This is a genomic window from Afifella sp. H1R (genome assembly GCF_021462425.1).
In the GTDB taxonomy this organism is placed as follows: Bacteria; Pseudomonadota; Alphaproteobacteria; order Rhizobiales; family Afifellaceae; genus Afifella; species Afifella aestuarii.
This window is the reverse complement of sequence record NZ_JAKEDY010000002.1, coordinates 349205-373591: the sequence shown is the minus strand read 5'-3', so window position 1 is coordinate 373591 and position 24387 is coordinate 349205. Positions and strand designations below refer to the sequence as shown.

The window sequence follows — 24387 nt, the reverse complement described above, 5'->3', positions numbered from 1 at the left end:
TGCCATCCCGCAAGCGGCAGACGCCTTTCCTCGCCCCCTGGGGAGAGGTGCCCGCGCAGCGGGCGGTGAGGGGTGGCGTTGCTGCGGGCTCTGAGGCGAATTGAGAGATCACCCCTCATCCGACGCCTTCGGCGCCACCTTTTCCCCCCAAGGAACAGGGGCGGGGAGAAGAAGGCCCCATCGCTGGCGCCTGAGTGCATCGAGGTGTCACCCTCATCGAACGCCTTCGACGCCACTTTCTCCCCTCAGGCACACAGGGGTGGGGGGAAGAACACCCGATCGCTGGTGCCCGTGCTTGGAGATCGGCCGTGGCGCGCGAAAACCTGACGTAGCGGCAGCCGAAAAACCTGACGCTGCGGCAGGGGAAAAAGCCGGGTTTCAGGCGCTCGTGACGGGTGATTTCGGCGTGCAAGCGGCGGCCGGGCGTGCCAGGATGGCGAAAGCCGTCCCATCCGGCCATGTTCCGGCCTGCCACGCGTTTTGCCCTGCATGAATTTCAGAACGGACCGACCCGACACAGACGATCCGCAAGCAAAGGCCGCCCGGCCGAAAGGCGGCGGCGAAGCCGCATCGGTTCGGATGAGCAGGGGTCGAGCCGGCAAGGTGCGGGCCGGCAGGGTTCATGCAACGGGGGTTCGGGCCGGCAGGATCCGTGCAACGAGAGTTCGCGCGGTGGCGACCCTGGTGGCAAGAACCCACGCAGCCAGGGCTTGCCCGGGCGGAGATCTCGAGGGCAGAAATCCGGCGGCCCATGAGGCGGCCCATCAAGCATCTGGGGGTGGGGCCGATGATGTCCGGTGATGAGGTGCCGGGCCGGATGCCGGGCGAGCTCGACATGCAGGCGCCCGCGGCGATCGCCCTGTCCGGCATCAGCAAGAGTTTTGGTGCGGTCCAGGCGAACCGCAACATCGATCTTCTCGTCGAGGAAGGCACGATCCACGGCATCGTCGGTGAGAACGGGGCCGGTAAATCGACGCTGATGTCGATCCTCTACGGCTTTTACGAGGCCGATTCCGGCGACATTTTCGTGCGCGGCGAGAAGCGAAACATCACCTCGCCGGACGATGCCATCAAGGCCGGCATCGGCATGGTGCATCAGCATTTCATGCTGGTCGACAATTTCACCGTTCTGGAAAACGTCATCCTCGGGGCGGAGGGCGGCACGCTTCTGAAGGCGGGGGTGAGCCGGGCGCGCGCGGAATTGAAGCGGCTCGAACGCGAATACGAGCTGCAGGTCGATCCCGATGCGGTCGTCGGCGATCTGCCGGTCGGGCTGCAGCAGCGCGTGGAAATTCTGAAGGCGCTGTTTCGCGGCGCCGACACGCTCATTCTCGACGAGCCGACCGGTGTTCTGACGCCGTCGGAGGCCGATCATCTCTTCCGCATCCTTCGCCAGCTCAAGAGCCAGGGAAAGACGGTGATTTTGATCACCCACAAGCTCCGCGAGATCATGGCGATCACCGACAATGTCTCGATCATGCGCCGCGGCGAGATCGTGGCGACGCTCGCGACCGCCGAGACGACGCCGGAACAGCTCGCCGAGCTGATGGTCGGCCGGCATGTGCTCTTGCGCGTGGAAAAGGGCGAGGCGGCGCCGGGGGCTCCGCTGTTGACGGTGAAAAACCTTTCCGTCGTCGACGCAAACGGCGTGGCGCGGGTGTCGGACGTGTCGTTCGAGGTGCGCGCCGGCGAAATCGTCGGCATTGCCGGCGTCTCGGGCAACGGCCAGTCGGAGCTTCTGGAGGCGCTGTCGGGCATCCGTCCCGCGACCTCGGGCGAAATCCGGCTTTCAGATGGCGAGGATCTCGCCCGCCGCGCCGATCCGGCGATGCGGCGGCGTTCGAAACTCGCGCATGTGCCGGAGGATCGCCACCGCATGGGCCTCGTCATGGGCTTTGAAGAAAACGAGAACGCCATCTTGGGCTATCACCGCGACAAGGCCTATGGGCGCGGCGCCTTTCTCGACCGGAGCGCGATCGAGGCGGAAGCGCGCGAAAAAATGCAGCAATACGACATCCGCCCGCCCGACCCGCGGCTGAAGACGGCGAATTTTTCCGGAGGCAACCAGCAGAAGATCGTGCTCGCCCGCGAGATGGAGCGCGATCCCGACGTGCTCCTCGTCGGCCAGCCGACCAGAGGCGTCGATATCGGCGCGATCGAGTTCATCCACCACCAGCTCGTGGCGATGCGCGACGCGGGCAAGGCGATCCTCCTCGTCTCCGTGGAGCTCGACGAGATCCGCGCGCTGTCGGACCGTATCCTTGTGATGTTCGCCGGCAAGATCGTCGGCGAGCGCGGGCCCCAGGCTTCGGAAGGCGAGCTCGGCCTGATGATGGCCGGCGTGACGCCGGAGGAGGGCGAAGGGGAGAGCGCTGAGGAAGCTCAAGCGGAGGGCGAAATGGGCCGCGCGAGCGCAGCGGAGCCAAAAGCATGAGCGCGCCGTTCCAAAAGCTGCCGACCTGGGTCGAGGTCGGCGTCATCCCGCTCGTCAATGTCGTCGTGGCGTTCCTGGTCGCGGGCCTCGTCGTGCTCTTCATCGGCGAGAATCCGCTCGAAGCGGTAAAAATCCTGGTCTGGGGGGCGCTCGGCTTCGGCGAGGGCGTCGGCTTCACGCTCTTTTATACGACGAACTTCATCTTCACGGGGCTCGCCGTCGCCGTCGCCTTCCATGCCGGCCTTTTCAATATCGGCGGTGAGGGCCAGGCGTATCTCGGCGGCCTCGGCGTCGCGGTCGCGGCCTTGGCGCTCGACCGCTACGTGCCGTGGTGGGTGACGCTGCCGGTGGCGACCGCAGCCGCCGCGCTCTTCGGCGCCGCCTGGGCGCTCGTTCCGGCCTATCTGCAGGCGAAGCGCGGCAGCCACATCGTCATCACGACGATCATGTTCAATTTCATCGCCTCCTCGCTGATGGTCTGGCTCCTCGTCGATCATCTGTCGCCGGTCGGCTCCATGCAGCCGGAAACCCGCACCTTCGAGGCGGGTGGCACGCTGCCGGAACTCGGCGGGCTCTTCCATCTCTTCGGCGCGGATATGGGGGCGGCGCCCGCCAATATCTCGATCTTCGTCGCGCTCGCCGCCTGCGTCTTCGTCTATTATTTCATCTGGCGCACGAAGATCGGCTACGAGATCCGCGCCACGGGCCTCAATCCGACGGCTGCCGTCTATGCCGGCATTTCGACGGTGAAGATCACCATCGTCACGATGCTCGTCTCCGGCGGGCTCGCCGGGCTGATGGCTTTGAACCCGGTGATGGGCGACCAGCAGCGGCTGCAGATCGATTTCGTCCAGGGCGCGGGCTTCGTCGGCATCGCCGTCGCCTTGATGGGGCGCGCGCATCCCGTCGGCGTGGTGCTCGCGGCGTTTCTCTTTGGCATGCTCTATCAGGGGGGCGCGGAGCTCGCCTTCGACATGCCGACGATCTCGCGCGACATGATCGTCGTCATCCAGGCGCTCGTCATTCTCTTTGCCGGCGCGCTCGAACACATGTTCCGGCCGGGGATCGGGCGGGCGTTTGCGCTGATGTCGACGAGCCAGCGCGAGCGCGTCGTGGCCGAGGAGGAGAGGTCGTGAGGCGGGGGAGAGTGCGAGCTGCAGGGAGGCCGAGATGGATCTGACCACGATCGTCCTCATCCTGGATTCCTCGGTGCGGCTCGCAACGCCATTGCTTCTCGCCTGTCTCGCCGGGCTTTATTCCGAGCGTTCCGGCATTTTCGATATCGGCCTGGAAGGCAAGATGCTGGCCGGCGCCTTCTTTGCGGCGGCCGCCGCCTATTGGACGGGCTCCGCCTGGCTCGGGCTTCTCGCCGCAATCACGGCCTCCATCGTGCTGGCGCTGGTGCATGGCTTTGCCTCCATCACCCAGCGCGGCAATCAGATCGTCTCGGGCGTCGCGATCAACTTTCTCGCGGCCGGCATGACGGCGCTTCTCGGTCAGGCCTGGTTTTCGCAAGGCGGACGCACGCCGCAGCTCGGTGGCGACGCGCGCTTCGGCGCGATCACTCTGCCGGGGGCTGAGGCGCTGCGGGACGTGCCCGTCGTGGGCGAGATCTATTACGAGCTCATCTCGGGCCACAATCTCATCGTCTATGTCGCCTTCCTGATGGTGCCGCTCACCTGGTGGGTGCTGTTTCGCACCCGTTTCGGCCTGAGGCTGCGGGCGGTCGGGCAGAACCCGGCGGCGGTCGATACGGCGGGCGTCTCCGTCCCCTTCCTGCGCTACCGGGCCGTGATCATCTGCGGCATTCTGACGGGCATCGCCGGCGCTTATCTCGCGATCGCGCAATCGGCGGGCTTCATCGTCAACATGTCGGCCGGCAAGGGCTATATCGCGCTCGCCGCCCTGATCTTCGCCAAATGGCGCCCCTGGCCGGCCATGGGCGCCTGTTTCCTCTTCGGGTTTCTCGATGCCGTGTCGATCCGCCTGCAGGGCGCCAACGTGCCCGTGATCGGCGAGGTGCCGGTGCAGTTCATGCAGGCGCTCCCGTATATCTTGACCGTCATCCTGCTCGCAGGCTTCATCGGCCGCGCAGTGCCGCCGAAGGCCGGCGGCATCCCTTACGTGAAGGAGCGCTAGAATGGCGCGCGATCTTTTCGAAGCGGCGCGGAAGGCGATGCTGAACGCGCATGCCCCCTATTCGGATTTTCCCGTCGGAGCGGCGCTGCGCACCGCAAGCGGCAAGATTTTCGTCGGCGCCAATGTGGAGAATGCGAGCTTTCCGGAAGGCTGGTGCGCGGAGACCTCCGCGATCGCGGCGATGGTCGCGGCCGGCGAACGCGAGATTGCCGAAATCGCCATTCTCGCCGCCAAGATGCCACGCATCACGCCCTGCGGCGGCTGCCGCCAGCGGCTGCGCGAATTCGGCACCGAAGAGACGCTCGTGCATCTCTGCGATGCGACGGGCCCCGTCGCCTATGCGTCGCTCGGCACGCTCCTGCCGCTCGCTTTCGATCTGGACGAGGAATGATGAGAGCCGAGACGACTGCAAAGACCATTGCCGACCGTGCCGGCATGGCGCCGAAGGCGGCGATCGTTCTGGGCTCCGGCCTGTCGGGCCTGGCGGGCAAGCTCCAGGATGCCGTGGCGATCCCCTATGCGGAGCTCGACGGCTTTCCGCGGCCCTCCGTCTCCGGTCATGCCGGTGAGCTGGTGCTCGGGATTTTGCGGCGCACGCCGGTGGCGCTCATGGCCGGGCGCTCGCATTTTTATGAGCATGGCCGCGCCGACGTGATGCGCCCGGCGCTCGAGACGCTCAAAGCGCTCGGCGTCGAAACGCTGATTTTGACCAATGCGGCCGGCAGCCTGCGCGAGGACATGCCGCCGGGCTCGCTGATGCAGATCACCGACCATATCAGCCTTCTCGGCGCCAATCCCTTGATCGGCGAGGCCTCCGACGCGCGTTTCGTCGGCATGACGGAGGCCTACGACCGGGTGCTGATCGGCGATTTCCGGATCGCGGCCGAAGAGGCGCGGCGCGAGATCGCCGAGGGCGTCTATATGTGGGTGAGCGGGCCGTCCTTCGAAACGCCGGCGGAAATCCGTGCCGCCCGCATTCTGGGTGCCGATGCGATCGGCATGTCGACCGTGCCGGAGGTCATCCTGGCGCGCTTTCTCGGGCTTCGCGTCGCGGCCTTTTCCGTCATCACCAATTATGCGGCCGGCATGACCGGACGCGAGCTTTCGCATGAGGAGACGAAGACCGTGGCACCGCTCGGGGGAGAGAAGCTTGAGGCGATCTTGATGCGGCATTTCTCCGGGGAGGGGGCGAGATGAGTTTTCTGCCGCAGGAAATCATCCGCAACAAGCGCGACGGCACGGCGCTGAGCGCCGACGAGATCACGTTCTTCGTGCAGGGGCTGACGGACGGCAGCGTCACCGAAGGACAGGTGGCGGCGCTTGCCATGGCCGTTTTCTTCCGCGGCATGGACGAGGCGGAGATCGTGGCGCTGACGCAGGCGATGACCCGCTCCGGCGACGTTCTGACCTGGCCGGAGGCGGAGGCGCCCGTCCTCGACAAGCATTCGACCGGCGGCATCGGCGACAATGTCTCGTTGATGCTGGCCCCGATCGTGGCGGCCTGCGGCGGGCTGGTGCCGATGATTTCCGGGCGCGGGCTCGGCCATACCGGCGGCACGCTCGACAAGCTCGATTCCATTCCGGGCTACAAGACGCAGCCGGATCTTGCGACCTTCCGCAAGGTGGTGGCGGAGGCGGGCTGCGCCATCATCGGCCAGACCGGCGATCTCGCCCCGGCCGACAAGCGTTTTTACGGCATCCGCGACGTGACGGCGACGGTGGAATCGGTGCCGCTGATCACCGCCTCGATCCTGTCGAAGAAGCTCGCGGCCGGGCTTTCCGGCCTCGTCCTTGATGTGAAGACCGGCACCGGCGCCTTCATGGCCGATCCGGCCGATGCGCATCGTCTCGCCGAAAGCCTGGTGACGGTCGCAAAGGGCGCGGGCCTTCCCGCCGCCGCGCTCATCACCGACATGAACGAACCGCTCGCTTCGGCCGCCGGCAATGCGGTCGAGGTGCAGAACGCCGTCGATTTCCTGACCGGCCGGCATCGCGATCGGCGGCTCGAAAAGGTCACCATCGCGCTCGTCGGCGAGATGCTGAGGCTGGGTGGCCTTGCGCCCACCGCCGAGGCGGGCGAAGAGATGGCGCGGGCGGCGCTTGCGAACGGCGCGGCGGCGGAGCGCTTCCAGAAGATGGTGAGCGCGCTCGGCGGACCGGCGGATTTCGTCGAAAACCCGGAACGCCATCTGCCGAAAGCGCCGTTTGCGCGCACGGTCGGCTCCGCCAGCACCGGCTATGTGGAGGCGATCGACACGCGCGCGATCGGCGTCGCCGTGGTGACACTCGGCGGCGGCCGGCGCCGGGCGGAAGATGCGATCGATCATGCCGTCGGTGTGACGCAGCTTGCCGCGATCGGCGACGAGGTGGGCCCGGATCATCCGCTGGCGCTCGTTCATGCCCGCAGCGAAGAGGCGTTCGCCGATGCCGCGCATGCGATCCGGCGGGCCTATCACATCGCCGAGACACCGGTTTCGGCCAATCCTCTGATCGTCGAAAGGCTGCAATGATGGCGCGCGGTTTCTTCCTGGTGATGGATTCCGTCGGTATCGGCGGGGCGAAGGACGCGGCGGACTTCGGCGACGAGGGCGCGAACACGCTCGGCCATATCGCCGAGCGCTGCGCCAACGGCGAGGCCGACCGCGCGGGGCTGCGGCAAGGACCGCTCAACATCCCGAACATGAACCGGCTGGGGCTCGGGCGGGCCGCGGAGGCAGCGTCGGGCGCCTATCCGGCCGGTGTCGAGCACGTCGCAGAACCCGAGGCGATCTGGGGCTTTGCCCGCGAACGCTCGCGCGGCAAGGACACGACGACGGGCCATTGGGAGCTCGCCGGCTGCCCGTTGCGCGAGGCCTGGGGTTATTTTCCGACCGAAGAGCCAGCGTTTCCGGCGGAGCTGACCGAGGCGCTGATCGCCGAAGCGGGACTGCCGGGCATTCTCGGCAACACGCATGCGTCGGGGACGGCGATCATTGCGGAGCTCGGCGAAGAGCATGTGAAGACCGGCAAGCCGATCTGCTACACCTCGGCCGACAGCGTCTTTCAGATCGCCGCGCATGAGGAGGCTTTCGGGCTCGAACGCCTTTATGAGACCTGCCGGATCGCGAGAAAGCTCTGCGACCCGTACCGCATCGGCCGGGTGATCGCGCGCCCCTTTACGGGCGACAGCGCGGAGACTTTCGCACGCACCGGCAACCGGCGGGATTTTTCCGTGCCGCCGCCGGCGCGCACGCTTCTCGACGAGGCGAAGGAGGCGGGGCGCGACGTCTGGGCGATCGGAAAAATCTCCGACATTTTTGCCGGTCACGGCGTGACGCAGACGCTGAAGGCGCCGGAGAACGAGAGCCAGTTCGACAAGACGCTGGAGGCGGCGCGGTCGGCAAAGGACGGCGACCTCATCGTCACCAACTTCATCGACTTCGACCAGATCTTCGGCCATCGCCGCGATCCGGCCGGCTATGCGGCGGCGCTCGAAGCCTTCGATCGCCGCCTGCCGGAGCTCTTTGCGCTGTTGAAGCCGGGCGACCTCGTCATCCTGACGGCCGATCACGGCAACGACCCGACCTGGGTGGGCACCGACCACACACGTGAAACCGTGCCGGTTCTGGCCTTCGGCCCGGGCATCGAAGGGCGTCCGGCGGGCGAGCTTTCGACCTATGCCGATGTCGGCCAGACGCTGTCGGCGCATCTTGCCCTGCCGCCTCTTGCCGCGGGCGCGAGCCTGATCTGAGGCGATTTCGCCGGTGAATATCGCCTTTCGGTTCAAGGCGGCGGGTTGACCTCGGTGCCGTGACCCATTTCACCCAGGGTGAGACAGAAGCCGCCGACGAACAAGAGACGAGAAGGAGAGGGGCGTGGACGCTTCAACGAGACGGGATGTGACCGTCGTCGATCATCCGATGGTGCAGCACAAGCTGACGATCATGCGCGACAAGGGCACGTCCACGGCGAGTTTCCGCCGTCTGTTGCGCGAGATTGCGGCGCTGTTGACCTATGAGGCGACGCGCGACCTGGAATTGACGACGACGACGATCGAGACGCCGCTCGCCACGATGGAGGCGCCGACCCTGGCCGGCAAGAAGCTCGTCTTCGCCTCCATCCTGCGCGCCGGCAACGGCCTCCTGGAAGGCATGCTCGATCTGGTGCCGGCGGCCCGCGTCGCCCATGTCGGTCTCTACCGCGATCCGGAGACGCTGCAGCCGGTGGAATATTACTTCAAGGCGCCGGAAGATCTGCACGAGCGCGTCGTCATCGCCGTCGATCCGATGCTGGCGACGGCGAATTCGGCGATCGCCGCGATCCAGCGCCTGAAAGAGCGCGGGGCGAAGGACATCCGCTTCGTCTGCCTGCTCGCCGCGCCCGAAGGCGTGGAACGCTTCCGTGCCGCTCATCCCGACGTGCCGGTGGTGACGGCCGCGATCGACAGCCATCTGAACGACCACGGCTATATCCTGCCGGGCCTCGGCGATGCCGGCGACCGCATGTACGGGACGAAGTAGGGTTTTTCGGCGGGTTGCCTGCTGGACGCTCTTCCCCTCGCCTTGAGGATGACGAGCGCATCTGACGCAAGGGCGTTACAGCGCTCCCGTTCTTCTCCCCTTTTGGGGAGAAGGTGGCGGGCGAAGCCCGCCGGATGAGGGGTGGTCTTCCATCCCGCGCCGAGATCCGTTCTTCGTCCACCCCTCACCGCCCGCTTCGCGGGCACCTCTCCCCAGAGGGGAGAGGAAGGGAGCCTGCCGCAGGCGCTGTTCTTCAGTTGCAGCGGCCGCGGAAATCGTAGCGGCCACGGAAATCGCAGCGATAAGGGTCATTGCGACGGCACTGATGAGAGCACGTTCTTGGCTTTCGCTGGTGCGAAGCCACAGGCGGACGAAGAAGCTCTCGCTGCCTCGTGCGGGAGCCGCGCGGACAAGCTTCTCGCCGCGAGAGCGTTGCAGCGCGCTCCCGTTCTTCTCCCCTTCTGGGGAGAAGGTGGCGGGCAGAGCCCGCCGGATGAGGGGTGGTCTTCCCTCCCGCGCGGTGCCTGATTGTCGTCCACCCCTCACCGCCCGCTTCGCGGGCACCTCTCCCCAGAGGGGGAGAGGAAGGGAGCCTGCCGCAGGCGCTGTTCTTCAATCGCAGCTGCCACGGAAATCGTAGCGGCCACGGAAAGCGCAGCGATAAGGGTCATTGGGACGGCACTGATGAGAGCACGTTCTGGCTTTCGCTGGTGCGAAGCCACACGGGAACCAAGAAGCTCTCGCTGCCTCGTGCGGGAGCCGCGCGGACACGCGTGTCGCCGCAAGCGCGTTGCAGCGCTCCCGTTCTTCTCCCCGTGGGGAGAAGGTGGCGGGCAGAGCCCGCCGGATGAGGGGTGGTCTTCCATCCCGCGCGGTGCCTGATTGTCGTCCACCCCTCACCGCCCGCTTCGCGGGCACCTCTCCCCAGAGGGGAGAGGAAGGGGGCCCTGTTCTTAAGTTGCAGCGATGACGGAGGGGACGCGCTTCCTGGCCGACGTCGGAGCGAAGCCACACGGGAACGAAGAAGCTCTCGCGTCCTCATCACCGCAGATCCCGGCGGGACTGTCCCGAAGAAATCAGGTGGTGACGAACTGTTCGTTGAGGGCGTAGCCGGCGCCGCGGACGGTGCGGATCGGGTCGCGCATGCGGCCGCGGTTGATCGCCTTTCTGAGGCGGCCGACATGCACATCGACGGTGCGTTCGTCGACATAGACGTCGCGGCCCCAGACGCCGTTCAGGAGCTGCTCGCGGGTGAAGACCCGCCCTGGGCTGCGCATCAGGAATTCCAGAAGCCGGAATTCGGTCGGGCCGAGATGGATCTCGCGCCCCCCGCGAAAGACGCGGAAGGTGCCGCGGTCGAGTTCGAGATCGCCGGCGGCGAGCTTGTCGGCGACCATTTCCGGGCGCGTGCGGCGCAGGAGCGCCTTCACGCGGGCCATCAGCTCCGGCACCGAGAAGGGTTTGACGACATAATCGTCGGCGCCGGTGGCGAGCCCGCGGATGCGCTCGTCTTCCTCGCCGCGCGCCGTCAGCATGATGACGGGGAGTTTTGCGGTCGCCTCGCGCATGCGGACGCGGCGGCAGAGTTCGATGCCGGAAAGGCCCGGCAGCATCCAGTCGAGCACGAGGAGGTCCGGCGCCTCTTCCAGAAGGCGCAATTCCGCATCGTCGCCGCGCCCCACCGTATCGACGGAATAGCCTTCCGCCTCCAGGTTGTAGCGCAGAAGCAGCGTCAGCGGTTCTTCATCCTCGACGACGAGAATCCGGGGCACCTGCATGGCTCACTCCGTCAACCCGCGGACGGCGCAGTCGCCGCGCGTTCCATCTGCTTGCCGGTGACGAGATAGGTGATCGTCTCGGCGATGTTGGTGGCGTGGTCGCCGATGCGCTCGATGTTCTTGGCGCAGAAGAGAAGATGCGTGCACATGCCGATATTGCGCGGATCTTCCATCATGTAGGTGAGCATCTCGCGAAACAGCGACACATACATGGCGTCGATCTCGTCGTCGGAGCGCCACACCGAGATCGCCTTCTGCACGTCGCGCGAGCCATAGGCGTCGAGCACGTCCTTGAGCTGGCGCAGGCCGAGGCTCGCCAGATGTTCGACACCGCGGCGAAGCTGGTGGTTCATCCGCTGATCCTCGATGGCGAGCGCGCGCTTGGCGATGTTCTTGCCGAGGTCGCCGACGCGTTCCAGATCGTGCGAGATGCGGATCGCGGCAACGGTTTCGCGCAGATCCTGAGCCATCGGCTGGCGCTTGGCGATGACGAGGATCGCCCGCTCTTCGATCTGGTAGTGCATCTGGTTGATCTGGCGGTCGCCGAGAATGACGTCCTGGGCGAGCTGCGCATTGGTGCTCAACAGCGCATTCACCGCCTCGTCGAGCTGCTGTTCGACGAGACCGCCCATTTCGGCGATGGAGCGGGCGAGTTCCCGCAATTCCTCGTCATAGGAGGTGACGATATGTTCAGACACGGGGCTCACTCCTCTCCCGATTAGCCGAAGCGGCCTGTGATGTAGTCCTGGGTGCGCTTGTCGGTGGGGTTGGTGAACATCATGTCCGTTGGCCCCTCCTCGACGAGATAACCCAGATGGAACATGGCCGTGCGCTGCGAGACGCGCGCCGCCTGCTGCATCGAATGCGTGACGATGACGATCGTATAGTTTTCGCGCAGTTCGTCGATCAGCTCTTCCACCTTGGCGGTGGCGATGGGGTCGAGTGCCGAGCACGGCTCGTCCATCAGGATGACTTCCGGGTTCACGGCGATCGCGCGGGCGATGCACAGGCGCTGCTGCTGACCGCCGGAGAGGCCGGTGCCGGGCTCGTCGAGCCGGTCTTTCACCTCGTTGAAGAGGCCGGCGCGCTGCAGGCTCGTGGCGACGATCTCTTCGAGGTCGCGCTTGCCGGAGGCGAGGCCATGGATGCGCGGCCCGTAGGCGACGTTCTCGAAGATCGACTTCGGGAACGGGTTCGGCTTCTGGAAGACCATGCCGACGCGGGCCCTGAGCTCCACGACGTCGAGTGCCTTGTCGTAGATGTTTTCGCCGTCGAGCGTGATGTGGCCGGAGACGCGCGCGATGTCGATCGTGTCGTTCATCCGGTTGAGGCATCTGAGGAAGGTGGATTTTCCGCAGCCGGACGGGCCGATCAGCGAGATCACCTGATTCTCCGGAACGTCGAGATCGACGTCGAACAGGGCCTGCTTGTCGGCGTAATGGACGCAAACTTTCTCGGCGCGCATTTTCGGCACGGCGGCACTCTCCTGCGGCACTTCGGGCGGCGCTTTCGTCGCCGTGGCTTTGGCCGCGCTCGGGCTGTGGCTGATATCGTTCATGGCGAATTCTCCCAGTTACCAGCGCCGCTCGATGCGCTGGCGCAGCAGGATCGCGATCGCATTGAGGCTGATCATCAGACCAAGCAAGACGATGATGGCGGCATTTGTGCGGGCTTCGAAGAAATTGAAGTTCTCGTTGCCCTGCCAGAGGTAGATCTGCACGGGCAGGGCCGTCGCCTGATCCATCGGGCTCGCCGGCACGCTGGCCACGAAGGCGTTCATGCCGATGAGAAGGAGCGGCGCGGTCTCGCCGAGCGCCTGGGCGACGCCGATGATGGTGGCCGTCAGAATGCCCGGAATGGCGAGTGGCAGGACATGGTGGAAGACCATCTGCGTGCGCGAGGCACCGAGCCCGAGCGCCGCCTCGCGGATCGACGGCGGAATGGCGCGCAAGGTGCCGCGGGTGGCGATGATGATCGTCGGCAGCGTCATCAAGGTGAGGACGAGACCGCCGACGAGCGGCGCCGACAGGGGCAGATGCATCCAGTTGATGAAGATCGAGGCGCCGAGGAGGCCGAAGACGATCGACGGCACGGCGGCGAGGTTGTTGATGTTGACCTCGATGAAATCGGTGAAGCGGTTCGTCGGCGCGAATTCTTCCAGATAGATGGCGCTGGCGACGCCGATCGGAACCGCGAGCATGATGACGACGAGCATCATGTAGAGCGAGCCCATGAAGGCGCCGGCAAGACCGGCCGAGGCCGGCGAGGAGCGCGAATCGACGTTGAAGAAGATGCCGGAATTGAAGCTCTGCGTGATGACGCCCTTTTCGGCGAGCGCATCGGCGATTTCCTGCTCGCCGGTGGAGAGCTGCTGACGGCTTTGCCCGAGCGAACGGTCGATATTGCCTTTGAGCCAATTGTCGACATCGGCGTCGGCGAGAAGATCGACCTCGATCGTCTGGCCGATGAGGTTCGGATCTTCGAGCACCATGTCGCGCAAGGCATAGCGCTCGCCGCTTGCCACGATGCCGACGATATCTCGGGTCTTGGCGTCGGCGAGATCGGCCGGCAGCACGCCGCGCACGGCGTTTTCGAGGATCTTGTTCCAGCTGACGCGGGCGAGCGCGCGCCGCCAGTCGGTCAGCTCGGCCTGGAATTCGGCCGGGTTCTGATTGGCCTTCTGGACCGGCGGCTGTCCGACGTCGATGACATCGGCATTGAGCGAAATCTCAAGATGCAGGGTCGATTGCCAGAAGGCTGGCACGCCCTTGAAGAGGACGGAGCCGAAGAGCACCGCCACCATGGCGAGGGCGGCAAAGATCGCGGCAAGGCCGAGCACCTGGAACCGGCGCTCCTGCGCATGACGGCGCTTGAGGCTGGCCCGGACGGCGTTGAGCTGGCCGTCGACGGGCGCCGAAGCGGACATGGTGTCGGTCGCGCTCATTCGTACTGCTCCCGGTATTTGCGGACGATGTAGAGCGCCACGACGTTGAGGCCGAGCGTCATGATGAAAAGCGTGAGGCCGAGGGCGAAGGCGACGAGCGATTGCGGGCTGGCGAAATCGGTGTCGCCCGTCAGCTGATTGACGATCGAGACGGTGACACTGGTGCTCGGCTCGAACGGGTTGAAGCGCAGCACCGGCGAATTGCCGGCGGCGAGCACCACGATCATGGTTTCGCCGATGGCGCGGCTGACGGCGAGAAGAAAGGCGCCGACGATGCCGGGGAGCGCCGCCGGCAGGATGACGCGCTTGATCGTCTCAGAGCGCGTGGCGCCCAGCCCGAGCGAGCCGTCGCGCATGGAGGCGGGCACCTGCGTGATGATGTCGTCGGAGAGCGAGGAGATGAACGGAATGATCATCACGCCCATGACGGCGCCGGCGGTGAAGGCGCTGGTGGCGCTGATGTCGAGGCCAACGGCGGCCCCCATATCGGCGAAGAACGGACCCGCGACGGTGAGGGCGAAGACGCCGTAGACGATCGTCGGGATGCCGGCGAGGATTTCGATGATCGGCTTGGCGATGTTGCGCAGATGCGAGGAGGCGTATTCGGCCATGTAGATGGCCGTCATCAGCCCGATCGGCAGCGCCACGAGGATGGCGATGGCGCTGATCATCAAGGTGCCGACGAGGAGCGGCAGCAGGCCGAAATCGCCCTGGCCGGCGCCGACGGAGGAAAAGCGCGGGTTCCAGACCGTGCCGAAGAAGAAATCGAGCGGATTGACGAAGCCGAAGAAGCGCACCGCCTCGCCGAGAAGCGAGGCGACGATGCCGACGGTCGTCATGATGGCGACGGCGGAGCACAGAAGCAGGAGCACGCGGATGACGCGTTCCACCTCGTTGCGGGCGCGCAGCCGCGGCGTGATGCGGCGCAAAGTGTAGACGAGGCCTGCGACCGCCGAGGACGCCACGAGCGCGATGAGGGCGAAATTCCACACCGCGTGATAGGTGCCGAGCCGCGTCGCCGCGACGTTCTCGTAAGGCTTGGCTTCGCCGACGATGCCGAAGCCGGTGGCGATCTGGTGGATGCGCTGCATGACGCTGCGCAATTCGTGGGCCGGCAGCTCGCGCACTTCCGGCGGCAGGGCGGAGAAGATCACGTAGCGGGTGATGATGGGCTCGAAGAGCCCGAAAACGATGATCACCGCGAGAGCGGGAATGGCGCACCAGATGGCGACGAGGAGGCCGTGATAGGCCGGACGGGAATGCGGGCGGGCATCGGAATGGCCCGTCACTTTGCGGTAGCGGCCGAGCGCGACCTGATAGCCGAGCGCCATCAGGGTCAGCAGAATACCGACGATTATGAGATCACTCACGAACAGACCTCTCGTTGCGCGCTCTCGCTGAGCGAACCGAAAGCGCGATGCCTTTTGTCTCTTGCGGTCATGGCCATGTTGCGGGGAGAGGAAACGAAGAGAACCGACAAGAGAAAAGGGCGGAGCGTGTGGGCACGCTCCGCCCCTATCAGATTAGCCCTGCAGGTCGGAAGCCGAGAGCGTCTTTTCGTCCTCGACATTCTGACGCTGTGTCTCGAGCTCGTCTTCCGGAGCCGGGATCATGCCGGCCTCTTCGAGGCGACCGCCGGAGCCGGCCATGTCGTCGGAGAGGAAGAACTCGGCATAGTCCTTGATGCCCGGGATGACGCCGATGTGCTCGCCCTTGATGTAGAAGAAGAGCGGGCGGGAGACCGGGTAGTCGCCGGAGGCGATCGTGTCGATGCTCGGCTCGACGCCCGACATCGTGGCGACCTTCAGCTTGTCGCGGTTCTGGTCGTAGAAGGAGAGGCCGAAGACGCCCATCGTGTTGTCGTTGGCTTCAAGGCGCGCCAGCGTCTCGGTGTAGTCGCCGGAGATCTCCGTGACACGGTCCTGACGGAAGTTGAGGCAGGCGGCCTTCATCTCGTCTTCGCTCATCTCCGGAAGACCGGCTTCCTCGCAGCCCGGGAGAACGACCTTCTCCTCGAAGACTTCGCGCGTGCCGTGATTGCCGGCCGGGATGGCGAGCTGGATTTCCTGATCCGGCAGGGAGGAATCGATGTCGCTCCAGCTGGTGTAGGGATTGTCGACCATCTTGCCGTCCTGCGGGACCTTGGCGGCAAGCGCCTTGTAGACGTCGACCGGCTTCAGGGCGAAGCTGTCCTTGTCGGCATTGGTGGCGAAGACGATGCCGTCGTAGCCGATGCGGACTTCGATGATCTTTTTGACGCCGGCGTCGTTGCAGGCCTTGATTTCGGACGGCTTGATGCGGCGCGAAGCATTGGCGATGTCGATGGTGTTCTCACCGACGCCCTGGCAGAACTGGCGCAGACCGCCCGAGGAACCGCCGGAGCCGACGACCGGGGTGTTGAAGTCCGGATAGGCGTTGCCGAATTCTTCCGCCACGATGGAGGCGAAAGGCAGCACGGTGGACGAACCGGCGATCTGGATCGTGTCACGGGACTGGGCGTTGGCAGCGCCGGCCGAGAAGGCGGCGCCTACGGCCAGCGCCGCGACACCAGCGAGAAGCTTGTAAGTCACTGAGATATCTCCCTGTTTTGCTTCGTAAGAAAGCATGGCCATGCAGCGATGACCGGGGCCTTCCTAGGCGTCGGGCGAAACAGGTTTGTGAAATTAGTATGACACTTGAATGACAGTCGGGGCTGGAATCGTTTCCCCGCCTAAGAGGAGAGCTCGCAGGGGGTGCGCGGAAAGCGCGGAACTCCGGGATTCCGGGAGCGATGGTGCGCTTTCCGTGTGGTTAATGGAAATTGCGCGTTTTCACGTTTAGGCCGCCGTCGAATCTGAGGTCGGGAATGAAAATGTCGCGGCCGCGCATGCCCATGGCTTTCACCTCCCGGGAATCCGGCCCGCCGCCGGATTTCGCCTGATCGGCGCGGCTGCGCTGGAAGGGGAAGGGCGCCTCGCGCTCGCCGACCTTTTTCAGGAGGTCGGACAGATCGATGAGCTGATCGGCGACGATATGGGTGACTTCGCCCTCGCGCTGCAGGCGGCCGCGGCAGGCGATCATGCCGGCCGATAAGACGATGCGCCGCTGCCGCTCGAAGAGCTTCGGCCAGATGATGAGATTGGCGTGGCCTGTCTCGTCTTCGATGGTGATGAACATGACGCCCTTGGCGCTGCCCGGGCGCTGACGCACCAGGACGAGGCCGGCGATGGTCACGAAGCGCCCCTCTCTGAGATCGGCGAGATCCGCCGTCGGCAGGATGCGGCGGCGCGTGAGATCTTCTCTGAGGAAAGCCACCGGGTGCCGGCGCAGGCTCAGGCCCGTGGCGGCATAATCTTCCACCACTTCGCGGCCGGGCTTCATCGCCTGCAGGGCGATGGCGGGCTCGTTGCCCTCCGGCCGGATCTTCTCCTCGCGCGCATCGGCGGCGGCAAAGAGCGGCAGCGGGCTGTCGGCCAGAGCGCGGATCTCCCACAGCGCCTGGCGCCGGGAGAGGCCGATGGCGGAAAAGGCGTCGGCCTCGGCAAGCCGCTCCAGCGCCGCCACCGGCAGCCCGGCCCGCCGCCAGATTTCTTCCAGGCTCCGATAGGGGCGATGGCGGGCGGCGAGAAGCGCTGCGCCGTCCTTGTTGGCCAATCCCTTGGCGAGCCGCAGCCCGAGCCGCACGGCAAAGCGGCCCTCCACGCCGTCGAGCGGCTCGAGCGTGGCATCCCAGCGGCTGTCGTTGACGGAGACGGGCCGCACCTCGACGCCATGGGCGCGCGCATCGCGCACGAGCTGGGCGGGGGCATAAAAGCCCATCGGCTGACTGTTGAGGATCGCCGCCAGAAAGACGTCCGGATGGTGGCATTTCACCCAGGAGCTCGCATAGGCGAGAAGCGCAAACGAGGCGGCATGGCTCTCGGGAAAGCCGTAAGAGCCGAAACCTTCGATCATCTTGAAGGCGCGCTCGGTGAAGTCCGGGTCGTAGCCGCGCTCGCACATGCCGGTGATGAACTTGTCGCGAAAAGCGCTGACCCCGCCGGTGAATTTGAAGGTGGCCATGGAGCGGCGGAGCTGATCGGCCTCAGAGGGCGTGAAGCCGGCGCAATGGACGGCAAGCGACATCGCCTGTTCCTGGAAGAGCGGCACGCCGAGGGTCTTGCCGAGAACGCGTTGAAATTCCGGCGTCGGATAAGACGGCGTCTCCTTGCCTTCTCGGCGGCGGAGATAGGGATGCACCATCTCGCCCTGGATCGGGCCGGGACGCACGATGGCGATCTGGATGGTGAGATCGTAGAGGTTTTTCGCCTTGAGGCGCGGCGACATCGCCATCTGGGCGCGGCTTTCGATCTGAAAGACGCCCATCGTGTCGGCATGGCCGATCATTTCGTAGACGGCCTCCTCCTCTGCAGGGACGGTGGCGATGTCGAGATCGCGCCCGCAATGGTCCTTCAGAAGATCGAAGGCGCGGCGCAGGCAGCCGAGCATGCCGAGCCCCAGAACATCGACCTTCATGAAGCCCAGAATGTCGATGTCGTCCTTGTCCCATTCGACGATCTGACGGTCGGCCATCGCCGCGGGCTCGATCGGAACGAGCGTGTCGAGCCGGTCTTCCGTGAGGACGAAGCCGCCCGGATGCTGCGACAGATGCCGGGGAAAGCCGATCAGCGCCTTGGCGAGCTTCAAGGTGAGCTGGAGCCGGTAATCGCTGCCATTGAGATTGAGATCGGCGACATGGCGCTCTTCGACGCCTTCCTTGCTCCAGCCCCAGATCTGCGAGGAAAGGGCTGAGGTGACGTCCTCGGTGAGGCCGAGCGCCTTGCCGACCTCGCGCACCGCGCCCTTGGAACGGTAGCGGATGACGGTGGCGCAGAGGGCGGAACGGTGCCGCCCATAGGTTTCGTAGATCCACTGGATCACTTCCTCGCGCCGCTCATGCTCGAAATCGACGTCGATGTCGGGCGGCTCGCCGCGGTCGCGCGACACGAAGCGCTCAAACAGGAGATCGTTGCGCTCCGGATCGATGGAGGTGATGCCGAGCGCGAAGCAGACGGCGGAATTGGCGGCACTGCCGCGCCCCTGGCAGAGGATGCCCTTGGAGCGGGCGAAGCGCACGATGGAATGGACGGTGAGAAAATAAGGCGCGTAATCGAGCTCCGCGACGAGATTAAGTTCATGGGTGATCTGAGCCGTGACCTTTTCCGGCACGCCGTCCGGAAAGCGCCATTGCGCCCCCTCCCAGGTGAGTTTGGCGAGCGCCTCCTGCGGCGTGAGGCCGGGAATCGAGACCTCCGCCGGATACTGGTATTTGAGCTCGTCGAGCGAGAAGCGGCAGGCGGCGGCGATTTCCAGGCTTCTTGCGAGTGCCTGCGGGTAGGCGGAGAAAAGCCGCGCCATCTCTTCCGGCGGCTTCAGATGGCGTTCCGCGAAGGGCTCGCGGCGAAAGCCGAGCTCGTCGATGGTGACGCCTTCGCGGATCGAGGTGACGACATCCTGCAGGATGCGCCGCTCCGGCGCGTGATAGAGGACGTCGTTGGTGGCGACCGGTGCCACTCTGGCCCGCTCCGCCATGGCGACGAGCGCGGCAAGACGCGCCGCATCGTTGGGCCGGCGGCGCAAGGTGAGGGCGAGCGAGGCATCGGCGCCGAAGGTCTCTTTGAGCCAGGAGAGCCGGGCGGCGAGTTCCGCATCCGCCATGTCCGGAATGAGCGTCGCCATCTGGCCTTCGCCGAAGGCCGCCACTTCCTCCGCCGTGACCACGCAGGCGCCCTTGCCGGCGCGTTTCTTGCCGAGGCTGAGGAGCTGGCAGAGCCGCGCATAGGCCGCCCGGTCGCGCGGATAGAGCAGGAGGGGCATGCCGCAGGCGAGATCGAGCCGGCAGCCGACGATGAGGCGCACGCCGGTCGTCTTCGCGGCCTGGTGGGCGCGCACCATGCCGGCGAGCGAGCCGCGATCGGTGAGCGCGAGTGCCGGCAGGCCGAGACGCGCCGCCTCGGCGAACAATTCCTCCGGATGCGAGGCGCCGCGCAGGAAGGAGAAGTTCGAGGTCGCCTGCAATTCGGCGTAAGGGGCGGCGCTCATGCGAAGAAGCCGTGCAGATACCAGCGCTGCGGGCGGTTGCCCGCTTCCTCGCGAAACAGCCAGAAGCGCTGGCCGGCCTCGTCTTCGACCTGGAAATAGTCGCGGGCGAGCGCGATTTCGCCGGGGGCGCGCCACCATTCGCCGAAAATCCGCTCCGGCCCGTCGGCGCGGCAGATGCGGTGGCGGCGCCCCTGCCAGATGAAGAGGGCTGGCGGATAATCGGGCAAAAGCGCAATGACTTCGACGGGCATGGGATCGGCCAGAAGCCGCGCCGGCCGCGGCCAGTCGCGCAGCCAATTTTCCGGCCGCGGCGTCTCTGTCCTGGGTTTCGGGGCAAGGGCCGCGACCCGGCGCACCGAGCGTTCCGGCCAGTCGCTCTCGACGGGCGCCGTGCGGTAGATGCGGCCCGCGCCGAGCCGGTTGGCGAGCCGGTCGACGAGGGTGGAAAGATCGGGCTCCTGCGGCCGGCCGTAAAGCTCTGAGGCGATCTGCTCGGGCAGGAGCGGGCGCGTGAGAGGGGCGGCGAGAAGGACTTTTTCCACGCCGAGCCCGCAATCGAGGCCGGCAAGCTTTTCGCAGACGAGGCGCGCCATATGCTCTGGCGCGCGGCTGGGCTTTGCCATGCGCACCGAGACGATGCCGGTGCTGCGATCGAGCCGCGTGACGTGAAGGTCGAGCCGCCGGGCCCCGTGCTGGCGCGTCTCCAGGACGGCGGCGAGATCCACGCAGAGACGCTCCACCGCCTGGGCGAGCCCCTCCGCCGTGATGACCGGCTCCACGAAGGAGAGTCTTGCCGAGACGAGCTCGGGCGGGATGAGGGGGACGAGCGGCTCGCGCGACAGGCCGAGCGCCTGGTCGAGGCGCAGGAACACGTCATGGCCGAAGCGGCGGGTGATCGGTGCGCGCTTGACGCCGATGAGGTCGCCGATGCGCTCGAAGCCGAGCCGGCGCAAAGCCTGCGTCGTCTCCGGCGAAAGACGCAGGGCCTCCACCGGCAAGGGAGCGAGCGCGCCTTTGAGGCTCTGCGTTTCGGCAATGCGGGTGCAGTCGGCCGCGGCAAAGCGGGCGAGCGCATGTGCGGCGCCGACGCTTCCGGCAAGCGCCAGCCTTGCCGTCAGACCGCGGCGGGCGAGACGGGCGGCGAGATCGGCGAGGAGGTTGCTCTCGCCTTCGTCCGGATTGCGGCGCTGCCCTCCTGTCCTGGCCGCAAAAAGATGCGTGCAGCCGGTGACATCGAGAAGGAGCCCGTCCGGCGGGGACGGCATCACGACGGGGCTGTAGCGGGCAAGACACCAGGCGGCGAGTTTCGCAAGGCCATGGGCGTCCGCCTTCGGTGCATAGTCGCGCAAGGTCAAACCGGGCAGGAGGAGCTGCGCCTGCGTCGCCGCCATGCCGGGCTTCAGCCCATGCGCCAGGGCGGTCGCATCGACGGCGGCGACGAGGCGCTGGGCGCCGATGCGCGTCGTCAAGGCGAGCGGCGCCTCAGGCGGCAGATCGGTCGAGGTGAGGCGCATCCGCTCCGTCGCGAAGAAGGGCAGATACACCGAGACGACCCGTGCCATCGCAGGCCTCCGTGATGAAGCTCACCGGATCGGCGCCCCGGCAGCGCATGAGATCGACACGCCAGCGCCCGCGCCCGATGCCGGCGACAGGATGGGCGGCAGAAGACGACGACATCAGCGGCAGCGAGGGGGCGGAGCGGATCCGCCAGCGCGTCGCGGCGGCCGTCGGCTCCGCCCCCGTCTGGCGATGCGGCCGCAGAAGCGTGAAGGCCGTCACGCCCTCGCTTTCGGCGGCAAGCTGCAGGCGCCGCGACGCGGTGAGGCCGAGCCGCGCCACCTCGCCGACGACGGCGGCAAGCCCCGCATGGTGCAGCCCCTCTTCCATGGCGGCGAGCACGTCGCGCTCGTGCCAGGTCTCGGCATAGATCACCCGGTCCGGATCGAGACCGGCGGCCGCAAGGCTCGGGGTAAAAAGATCGCGGGCCTTGAGGCACCACAGAACGGGACCGGAGAGGCGGGCGAGGAGGCCGGCGAGAAACAAGGTGGCGGCGGCGATGTCTTCCGCGCCGCCGTTCCCGCCGATCTTTTCGATCCCGCCTGCTCCGGTTTTGTTCGTCCCTTCAGGGGCCTGGCGGTCGATCGGGAGGGCGGATCCGCCCCAGATCTCGTGCAGGGCGCCAAGCCGCAATCCCCCCTCCGGCAGATGCGCATCAATCGCCTCCGCCTCGAAGGCGAGCGCCGGCGCATCCGGGCGGGCCCCGGCCTCCAGGGCGCCCACTTCGCGGCGCAGCTCTTTGAGAACGGCCGCGCGCCAGCCCGCGCCGGGCTCCTTGTCGTGTTGTGCTCCGACCATTGTGATGGGATCATGTTCCTATTTTGTTCTTATGGATTCCCGAGATGGCGAAGAGAGTCAAGACGCGTCTGTGGCGAGGCGCTGTGAAGAGGGGGAGAGGAGGCGAGGCGGGAAAATATTTCGTCGCGGCAGACCTGCGGGAAAGCTTCGCAAAAGCTCAGATGACGAGAATGTGAAGCTGGCTATGAACTATTCCATTCGCCAGACGTTCCCGGAGATGAAGATGCAGACAAGCGCTGACGATTTGACACAACGCTTCTGCAGCATGTGGTCCATTAAACCGCAATTGGTCAGAGGGTAGAAGAAAATATCATTATGGCTGCCGATGAAAAAGAAGAGGAGCGTCTGCGAGCGCTTCGTGAACTCAATATTCTGGACACGGCGCCGAGCGAAAACTTCGACCGCATCACCCGACTTGCAGCGCAATTTTTCGAGACCCCGATTTCGGCAGTTTCTCTTACCGATGTCGATCGGCAATGGTTCAAGTCGCGGGTCGGCTGTGGCCCCCAGATTCCGCGCGAGCATGCCCCTTGTGCCGAGGTGACGCGCTCGGGCGACGTGCTCGTCGTCCCCGATCTCGCCGAGGATCCGCGCTTCAACAAGAGCGTGCTCGTCGAAAACGGCGTGCGCTTTTATGCCGGCGCGCCGCTCGTCACCGAAGAGGGCTTGACGCTCGGCTCCATGTGCGTCCTCGACACGGTTCCCCGTGAGATCGCTGAGGACGACGAAAAGGCGCTGCGCGACCTCGCCGCCATGGTCATGACCCAGATCGAGCTGCAGCATGCCTTCGGCCGCATCGACCCGGTGAGCGGCCTGCCCAACCGCCAGCAATTCACCGAGAATCTCGAGGACATGGCGCGCGATTTTGCCGGCGAGCGGCGGCTGGCGATCCTTCTCGATCTCGCGCCGCCGAACCAGATCGTCCAGGCGCTGCGGGTTCTGGGGCCGACCTATCTCGACGATCTGATGCGCCTGTCCGTCGATGCCGTGCGCAATCTGAAGGTCGAGGGCCATACGGTCTATCACGTGGGCGGAGCCCAGCTTCTCGCCGTGATCGGCGATGCGGACGAAGAAAGGGTCGAGGGCGAACTCGTCAAGCGGCTCAACATGCTCGTCGATTTCAGCCGCGGCAGGGGGGCTGCGAGCCTGAGCCACATGGCCTGCGGCATCGCCCCTTTCCTCCTCGGCGAGGTCAAGGCCGGCGACGTTCTGCGCGCCGCCCATCACGCCGCGCAGGATGCCCGCGAAACCGACCGCATCGTCGGCATCTACTCGGCCGCGACCGACGAAGAGCACAAACGCCGCTATGCCTTGATCGCCGCCTTGCGCGAGCTTCTGGAGAGGGGCGGTGACGGGGAGCTGTCGCTCGTCTACCAGCCGCGCATCGATCTGAAGACCGGCCGGTGTTATGGCGCCGAGGCGTTGCTGCGCTGGCAGCACCCCGAATACGGGTCCGTGTCCCCGGCCGAATTCATTCCGCTCGCCGAACAGACCGACCTCATGCGTCCGCTCACCTCGTGGGTGAAGTCCCGGGCCATCGCCCAGCTGCGCGCCTGGCGCGACGAAGGCTACGATCTGCGCGTTTCCATCAACGTCTCAGCCGCCAATCTGGAAGAGGAGGAGTTCGGTCTCCGTCTCGCCGGCGTGCTTGCCGAGAACGGCGTGCCGGCGTCGTGCCTGGAGATCGAGTTCACCGAGAGCACCTTCATCTCCAACCGCCGCCGTGTGGTGAAGAACCTGACCGACATCCGCGAGCTCGGCGTCGTCTGCGCCATCGACGATTTCGGCACCGGCTATTCGACCTTCTCCTATCTGCACGATTTCCCGGCCGACATCATCAAGATCGACCAGACGTTCATCCGCGAGCTGGAGCCGGGAAGCCGGGGGTCCACTCTGGTGCAGAGCCTCATTCATATGGCCGGTGCGCTCGGCTACCGGGTGGTGGCGGAAGGCGTGGAGACGCAGGATGTCGCCGATTTTCTGATCGAAGCGGGCTGCCATGAAGGCCAGGGCTATCTGTTTTCCCGCCCCCTGCCGCCGGAGGCGTTCGCCGATTGGCTCAAAGGCCATGCGGCGGAGCGGCTGGAGGGATACGCCGCCTGAGGGCTGCGCCGATGCCGCTGGCGCCCTGGCCGGTTCCCCCAGGAACGCCCGGCAAGAACGTTCGGCAGAAACGCC

At 66.1% G+C, this 24387-nt stretch carries 18 protein-coding genes; 9 read left to right on the top strand and 9 right to left on the bottom strand.

What is annotated here, in order from left to right; all coding sequences use genetic code 11:
• The first annotated feature begins 835 nt into the window (after positions 1–835).
• The 8 genes from L0F51_RS13350 (at position 836) to upp (ending at position 9072) form a co-directional block, all read left to right on the top strand.
• Positions 836–2434, top strand: coding sequence for an ABC transporter ATP-binding protein (locus L0F51_RS13350; protein WP_234630350.1), 1599 nt, complete (start codon positions 836–838; stop codon positions 2432–2434).
• Positions 2431–3570 (top strand): ABC transporter permease, encoded by a 1140-nt coding sequence (locus tag L0F51_RS13345; RefSeq protein WP_234629701.1) that lies wholly within the window; start codon positions 2431–2433, stop codon positions 3568–3570. The genes L0F51_RS13350 and L0F51_RS13345 overlap by 4 nt, the downstream gene beginning before the upstream one ends.
• Before the next feature lie 34 nt (positions 3571–3604).
• Positions 3605–4573 carry an ABC transporter permease gene (locus tag L0F51_RS13340; protein ID WP_234629700.1) on the top strand — a complete coding sequence of 323 codons (969 nt, stop codon included), beginning with the start codon at positions 3605–3607 and terminating at the stop codon, positions 4571–4573.
• Position 4574: 1 nt separating this feature from the next.
• Positions 4575–4964, top strand: coding sequence for a cytidine deaminase (gene cdd / locus L0F51_RS13335; RefSeq protein ID WP_092808945.1), 390 nt, complete (start codon positions 4575–4577; stop codon positions 4962–4964).
• The gene (locus L0F51_RS13330) at positions 4961–5770 is read left to right on the top strand and encodes a purine-nucleoside phosphorylase (protein WP_370642405.1); all 810 of its coding nucleotides are present in this window, start codon (positions 4961–4963) and stop codon (positions 5768–5770) included. The genes cdd and L0F51_RS13330 overlap by 4 nt, the downstream gene beginning before the upstream one ends.
• Positions 5767–7083, top strand: a complete 1317-nt coding sequence (gene deoA / locus L0F51_RS13325) for a thymidine phosphorylase (protein WP_234629699.1) — start codon at positions 5767–5769, stop codon at positions 7081–7083. Before L0F51_RS13330 ends, deoA begins: the two co-directional genes overlap by 4 nt.
• Positions 7083–8303, top strand: a complete 1221-nt coding sequence (locus tag L0F51_RS13320; protein WP_234630348.1) for a phosphopentomutase — start codon at positions 7083–7085, stop codon at positions 8301–8303. Before deoA ends, L0F51_RS13320 begins: the two co-directional genes overlap by 1 nt.
• Before the next feature lie 124 nt (positions 8304–8427).
• Positions 8428–9072 carry a uracil phosphoribosyltransferase gene (upp, locus tag L0F51_RS13315; protein ID WP_370642404.1) on the top strand — a complete coding sequence of 215 codons (645 nt, stop codon included), beginning with the start codon at positions 8428–8430 and terminating at the stop codon, positions 9070–9072.
• A gap of 1076 nt (positions 9073–10148) precedes the next feature.
• Here the strand turns inward: upp and phoB are convergent.
• From phoB to L0F51_RS13270, 9 genes are all read right to left on the bottom strand, one after another.
• Positions 10149–10844: a phosphate regulon transcriptional regulator PhoB gene (gene phoB / locus L0F51_RS13310; RefSeq protein WP_128293256.1), complete on the bottom strand. Its 696-nt coding sequence runs from the start codon at positions 10842–10844 to the stop codon at positions 10149–10151.
• A gap of 17 nt (positions 10845–10861) precedes the next feature.
• Positions 10862–11548: a phosphate signaling complex protein PhoU gene (gene phoU, locus L0F51_RS13305; RefSeq protein ID WP_128292146.1), complete on the bottom strand. Its 687-nt coding sequence runs from the start codon at positions 11546–11548 to the stop codon at positions 10862–10864.
• A 20-nt stretch (positions 11549–11568) separates the two neighbouring features.
• Complete coding sequence (gene pstB, locus L0F51_RS13300; protein WP_234630346.1) at positions 11569–12315, bottom strand: phosphate ABC transporter ATP-binding protein PstB; 747 nt, start codon at positions 12313–12315, stop codon at positions 11569–11571.
• A 108-nt stretch (positions 12316–12423) separates the two neighbouring features.
• A complete protein-coding gene (gene pstA / locus L0F51_RS13295) occupies positions 12424–13776 on the bottom strand; it encodes a phosphate ABC transporter permease PstA (protein ID WP_234630345.1) in 1353 nt (450 codons plus the stop codon).
• A gap of 14 nt (positions 13777–13790) precedes the next feature.
• On the bottom strand, positions 13791–15164 hold the full coding sequence (gene pstC / locus L0F51_RS13290; protein WP_234629698.1) for a phosphate ABC transporter permease subunit PstC: 1374 nt from the start codon (positions 15162–15164) through the stop codon (positions 13791–13793).
• A 153-nt stretch (positions 15165–15317) separates the two neighbouring features.
• Positions 15318–16364 (bottom strand): substrate-binding domain-containing protein, encoded by a 1047-nt coding sequence (locus L0F51_RS13285; RefSeq protein ID WP_234629697.1) that lies wholly within the window; start codon positions 16362–16364, stop codon positions 15318–15320.
• Between the two features lie 220 nt (positions 16365–16584).
• The gene (locus tag L0F51_RS13280) at positions 16585–19854 is read right to left on the bottom strand and encodes an error-prone DNA polymerase (RefSeq protein WP_234629696.1); all 3270 of its coding nucleotides are present in this window, start codon (positions 19852–19854) and stop codon (positions 16585–16587) included.
• Complete coding sequence (locus tag L0F51_RS13275; RefSeq protein ID WP_234629695.1) at positions 19851–21416, bottom strand: DNA polymerase Y family protein; 1566 nt, start codon at positions 21414–21416, stop codon at positions 19851–19853. Before L0F51_RS13275 ends, L0F51_RS13280 begins: the two co-directional genes overlap by 4 nt.
• The gene (locus tag L0F51_RS13270; RefSeq protein ID WP_234629694.1) at positions 21337–22209 is read right to left on the bottom strand and encodes an ImuA family protein; all 873 of its coding nucleotides are present in this window, start codon (positions 22207–22209) and stop codon (positions 21337–21339) included. The genes L0F51_RS13275 and L0F51_RS13270 overlap by 80 nt, the downstream gene beginning before the upstream one ends.
• Positions 22210–22524: 315 nt before the next feature.
• Here L0F51_RS13270 and L0F51_RS13265 point away from each other — a divergent pair, with 315 nt between their 5' ends.
• Positions 22525–24312 carry a bifunctional diguanylate cyclase/phosphodiesterase gene (locus tag L0F51_RS13265; RefSeq protein ID WP_234629693.1) on the top strand — a complete coding sequence of 596 codons (1788 nt, stop codon included), beginning with the start codon at positions 22525–22527 and terminating at the stop codon, positions 24310–24312.
• Positions 24313–24387 lie beyond the last annotated feature (75 nt).

Excerpts from the sequence above, each read along its gene's own strand:
- L0F51_RS13350 (WP_234630350.1), top strand. The coding sequence starts at position 836 with ATGCAGGCGCCCGCGGCGATCGCCCTGTCCGGCATCAGCAAGAGTTTT.
- L0F51_RS13345 (WP_234629701.1), top strand. The coding sequence starts at position 2,431 with ATGAGCGCGCCGTTCCAAAAGCTGCCGACCTGGGTCGAGGTCGGCGTC.
- L0F51_RS13340 (WP_234629700.1), top strand. The coding sequence starts at position 3,605 with ATGGATCTGACCACGATCGTCCTCATCCTGGATTCCTCGGTGCGGCTC.
- cdd (WP_092808945.1), top strand. The coding sequence starts at position 4,575 with ATGGCGCGCGATCTTTTCGAAGCGGCGCGGAAGGCGATGCTGAACGCG.
- L0F51_RS13330 (WP_370642405.1), top strand. The coding sequence starts at position 4,961 with ATGATGAGAGCCGAGACGACTGCAAAGACCATTGCCGACCGTGCCGGC.
- deoA (WP_234629699.1), top strand. The coding sequence starts at position 5,767 with ATGAGTTTTCTGCCGCAGGAAATCATCCGCAACAAGCGCGACGGCACG.
- L0F51_RS13320 (WP_234630348.1), top strand. The coding sequence starts at position 7,083 with ATGGCGCGCGGTTTCTTCCTGGTGATGGATTCCGTCGGTATCGGCGGG.
- pstB (WP_234630346.1), bottom strand. The coding sequence starts at position 12,315 with ATGCGCGCCGAGAAAGTTTGCGTCCATTACGCCGACAAGCAGGCCCTG.
- pstA (WP_234630345.1), bottom strand. The coding sequence starts at position 13,776 with ATGTCCGCTTCGGCGCCCGTCGACGGCCAGCTCAACGCCGTCCGGGCC.
- L0F51_RS13280 (WP_234629696.1), bottom strand. The coding sequence starts at position 19,854 with ATGAGCGCCGCCCCTTACGCCGAATTGCAGGCGACCTCGAACTTCTCC.
- L0F51_RS13275 (WP_234629695.1), bottom strand. The coding sequence starts at position 21,416 with ATGGCACGGGTCGTCTCGGTGTATCTGCCCTTCTTCGCGACGGAGCGG.
- L0F51_RS13270 (WP_234629694.1), bottom strand. The coding sequence starts at position 22,209 with ATGGTCGGAGCACAACACGACAAGGAGCCCGGCGCGGGCTGGCGCGCG.
- L0F51_RS13265 (WP_234629693.1), top strand. The coding sequence starts at position 22,525 with ATGGCTGCCGATGAAAAAGAAGAGGAGCGTCTGCGAGCGCTTCGTGAA.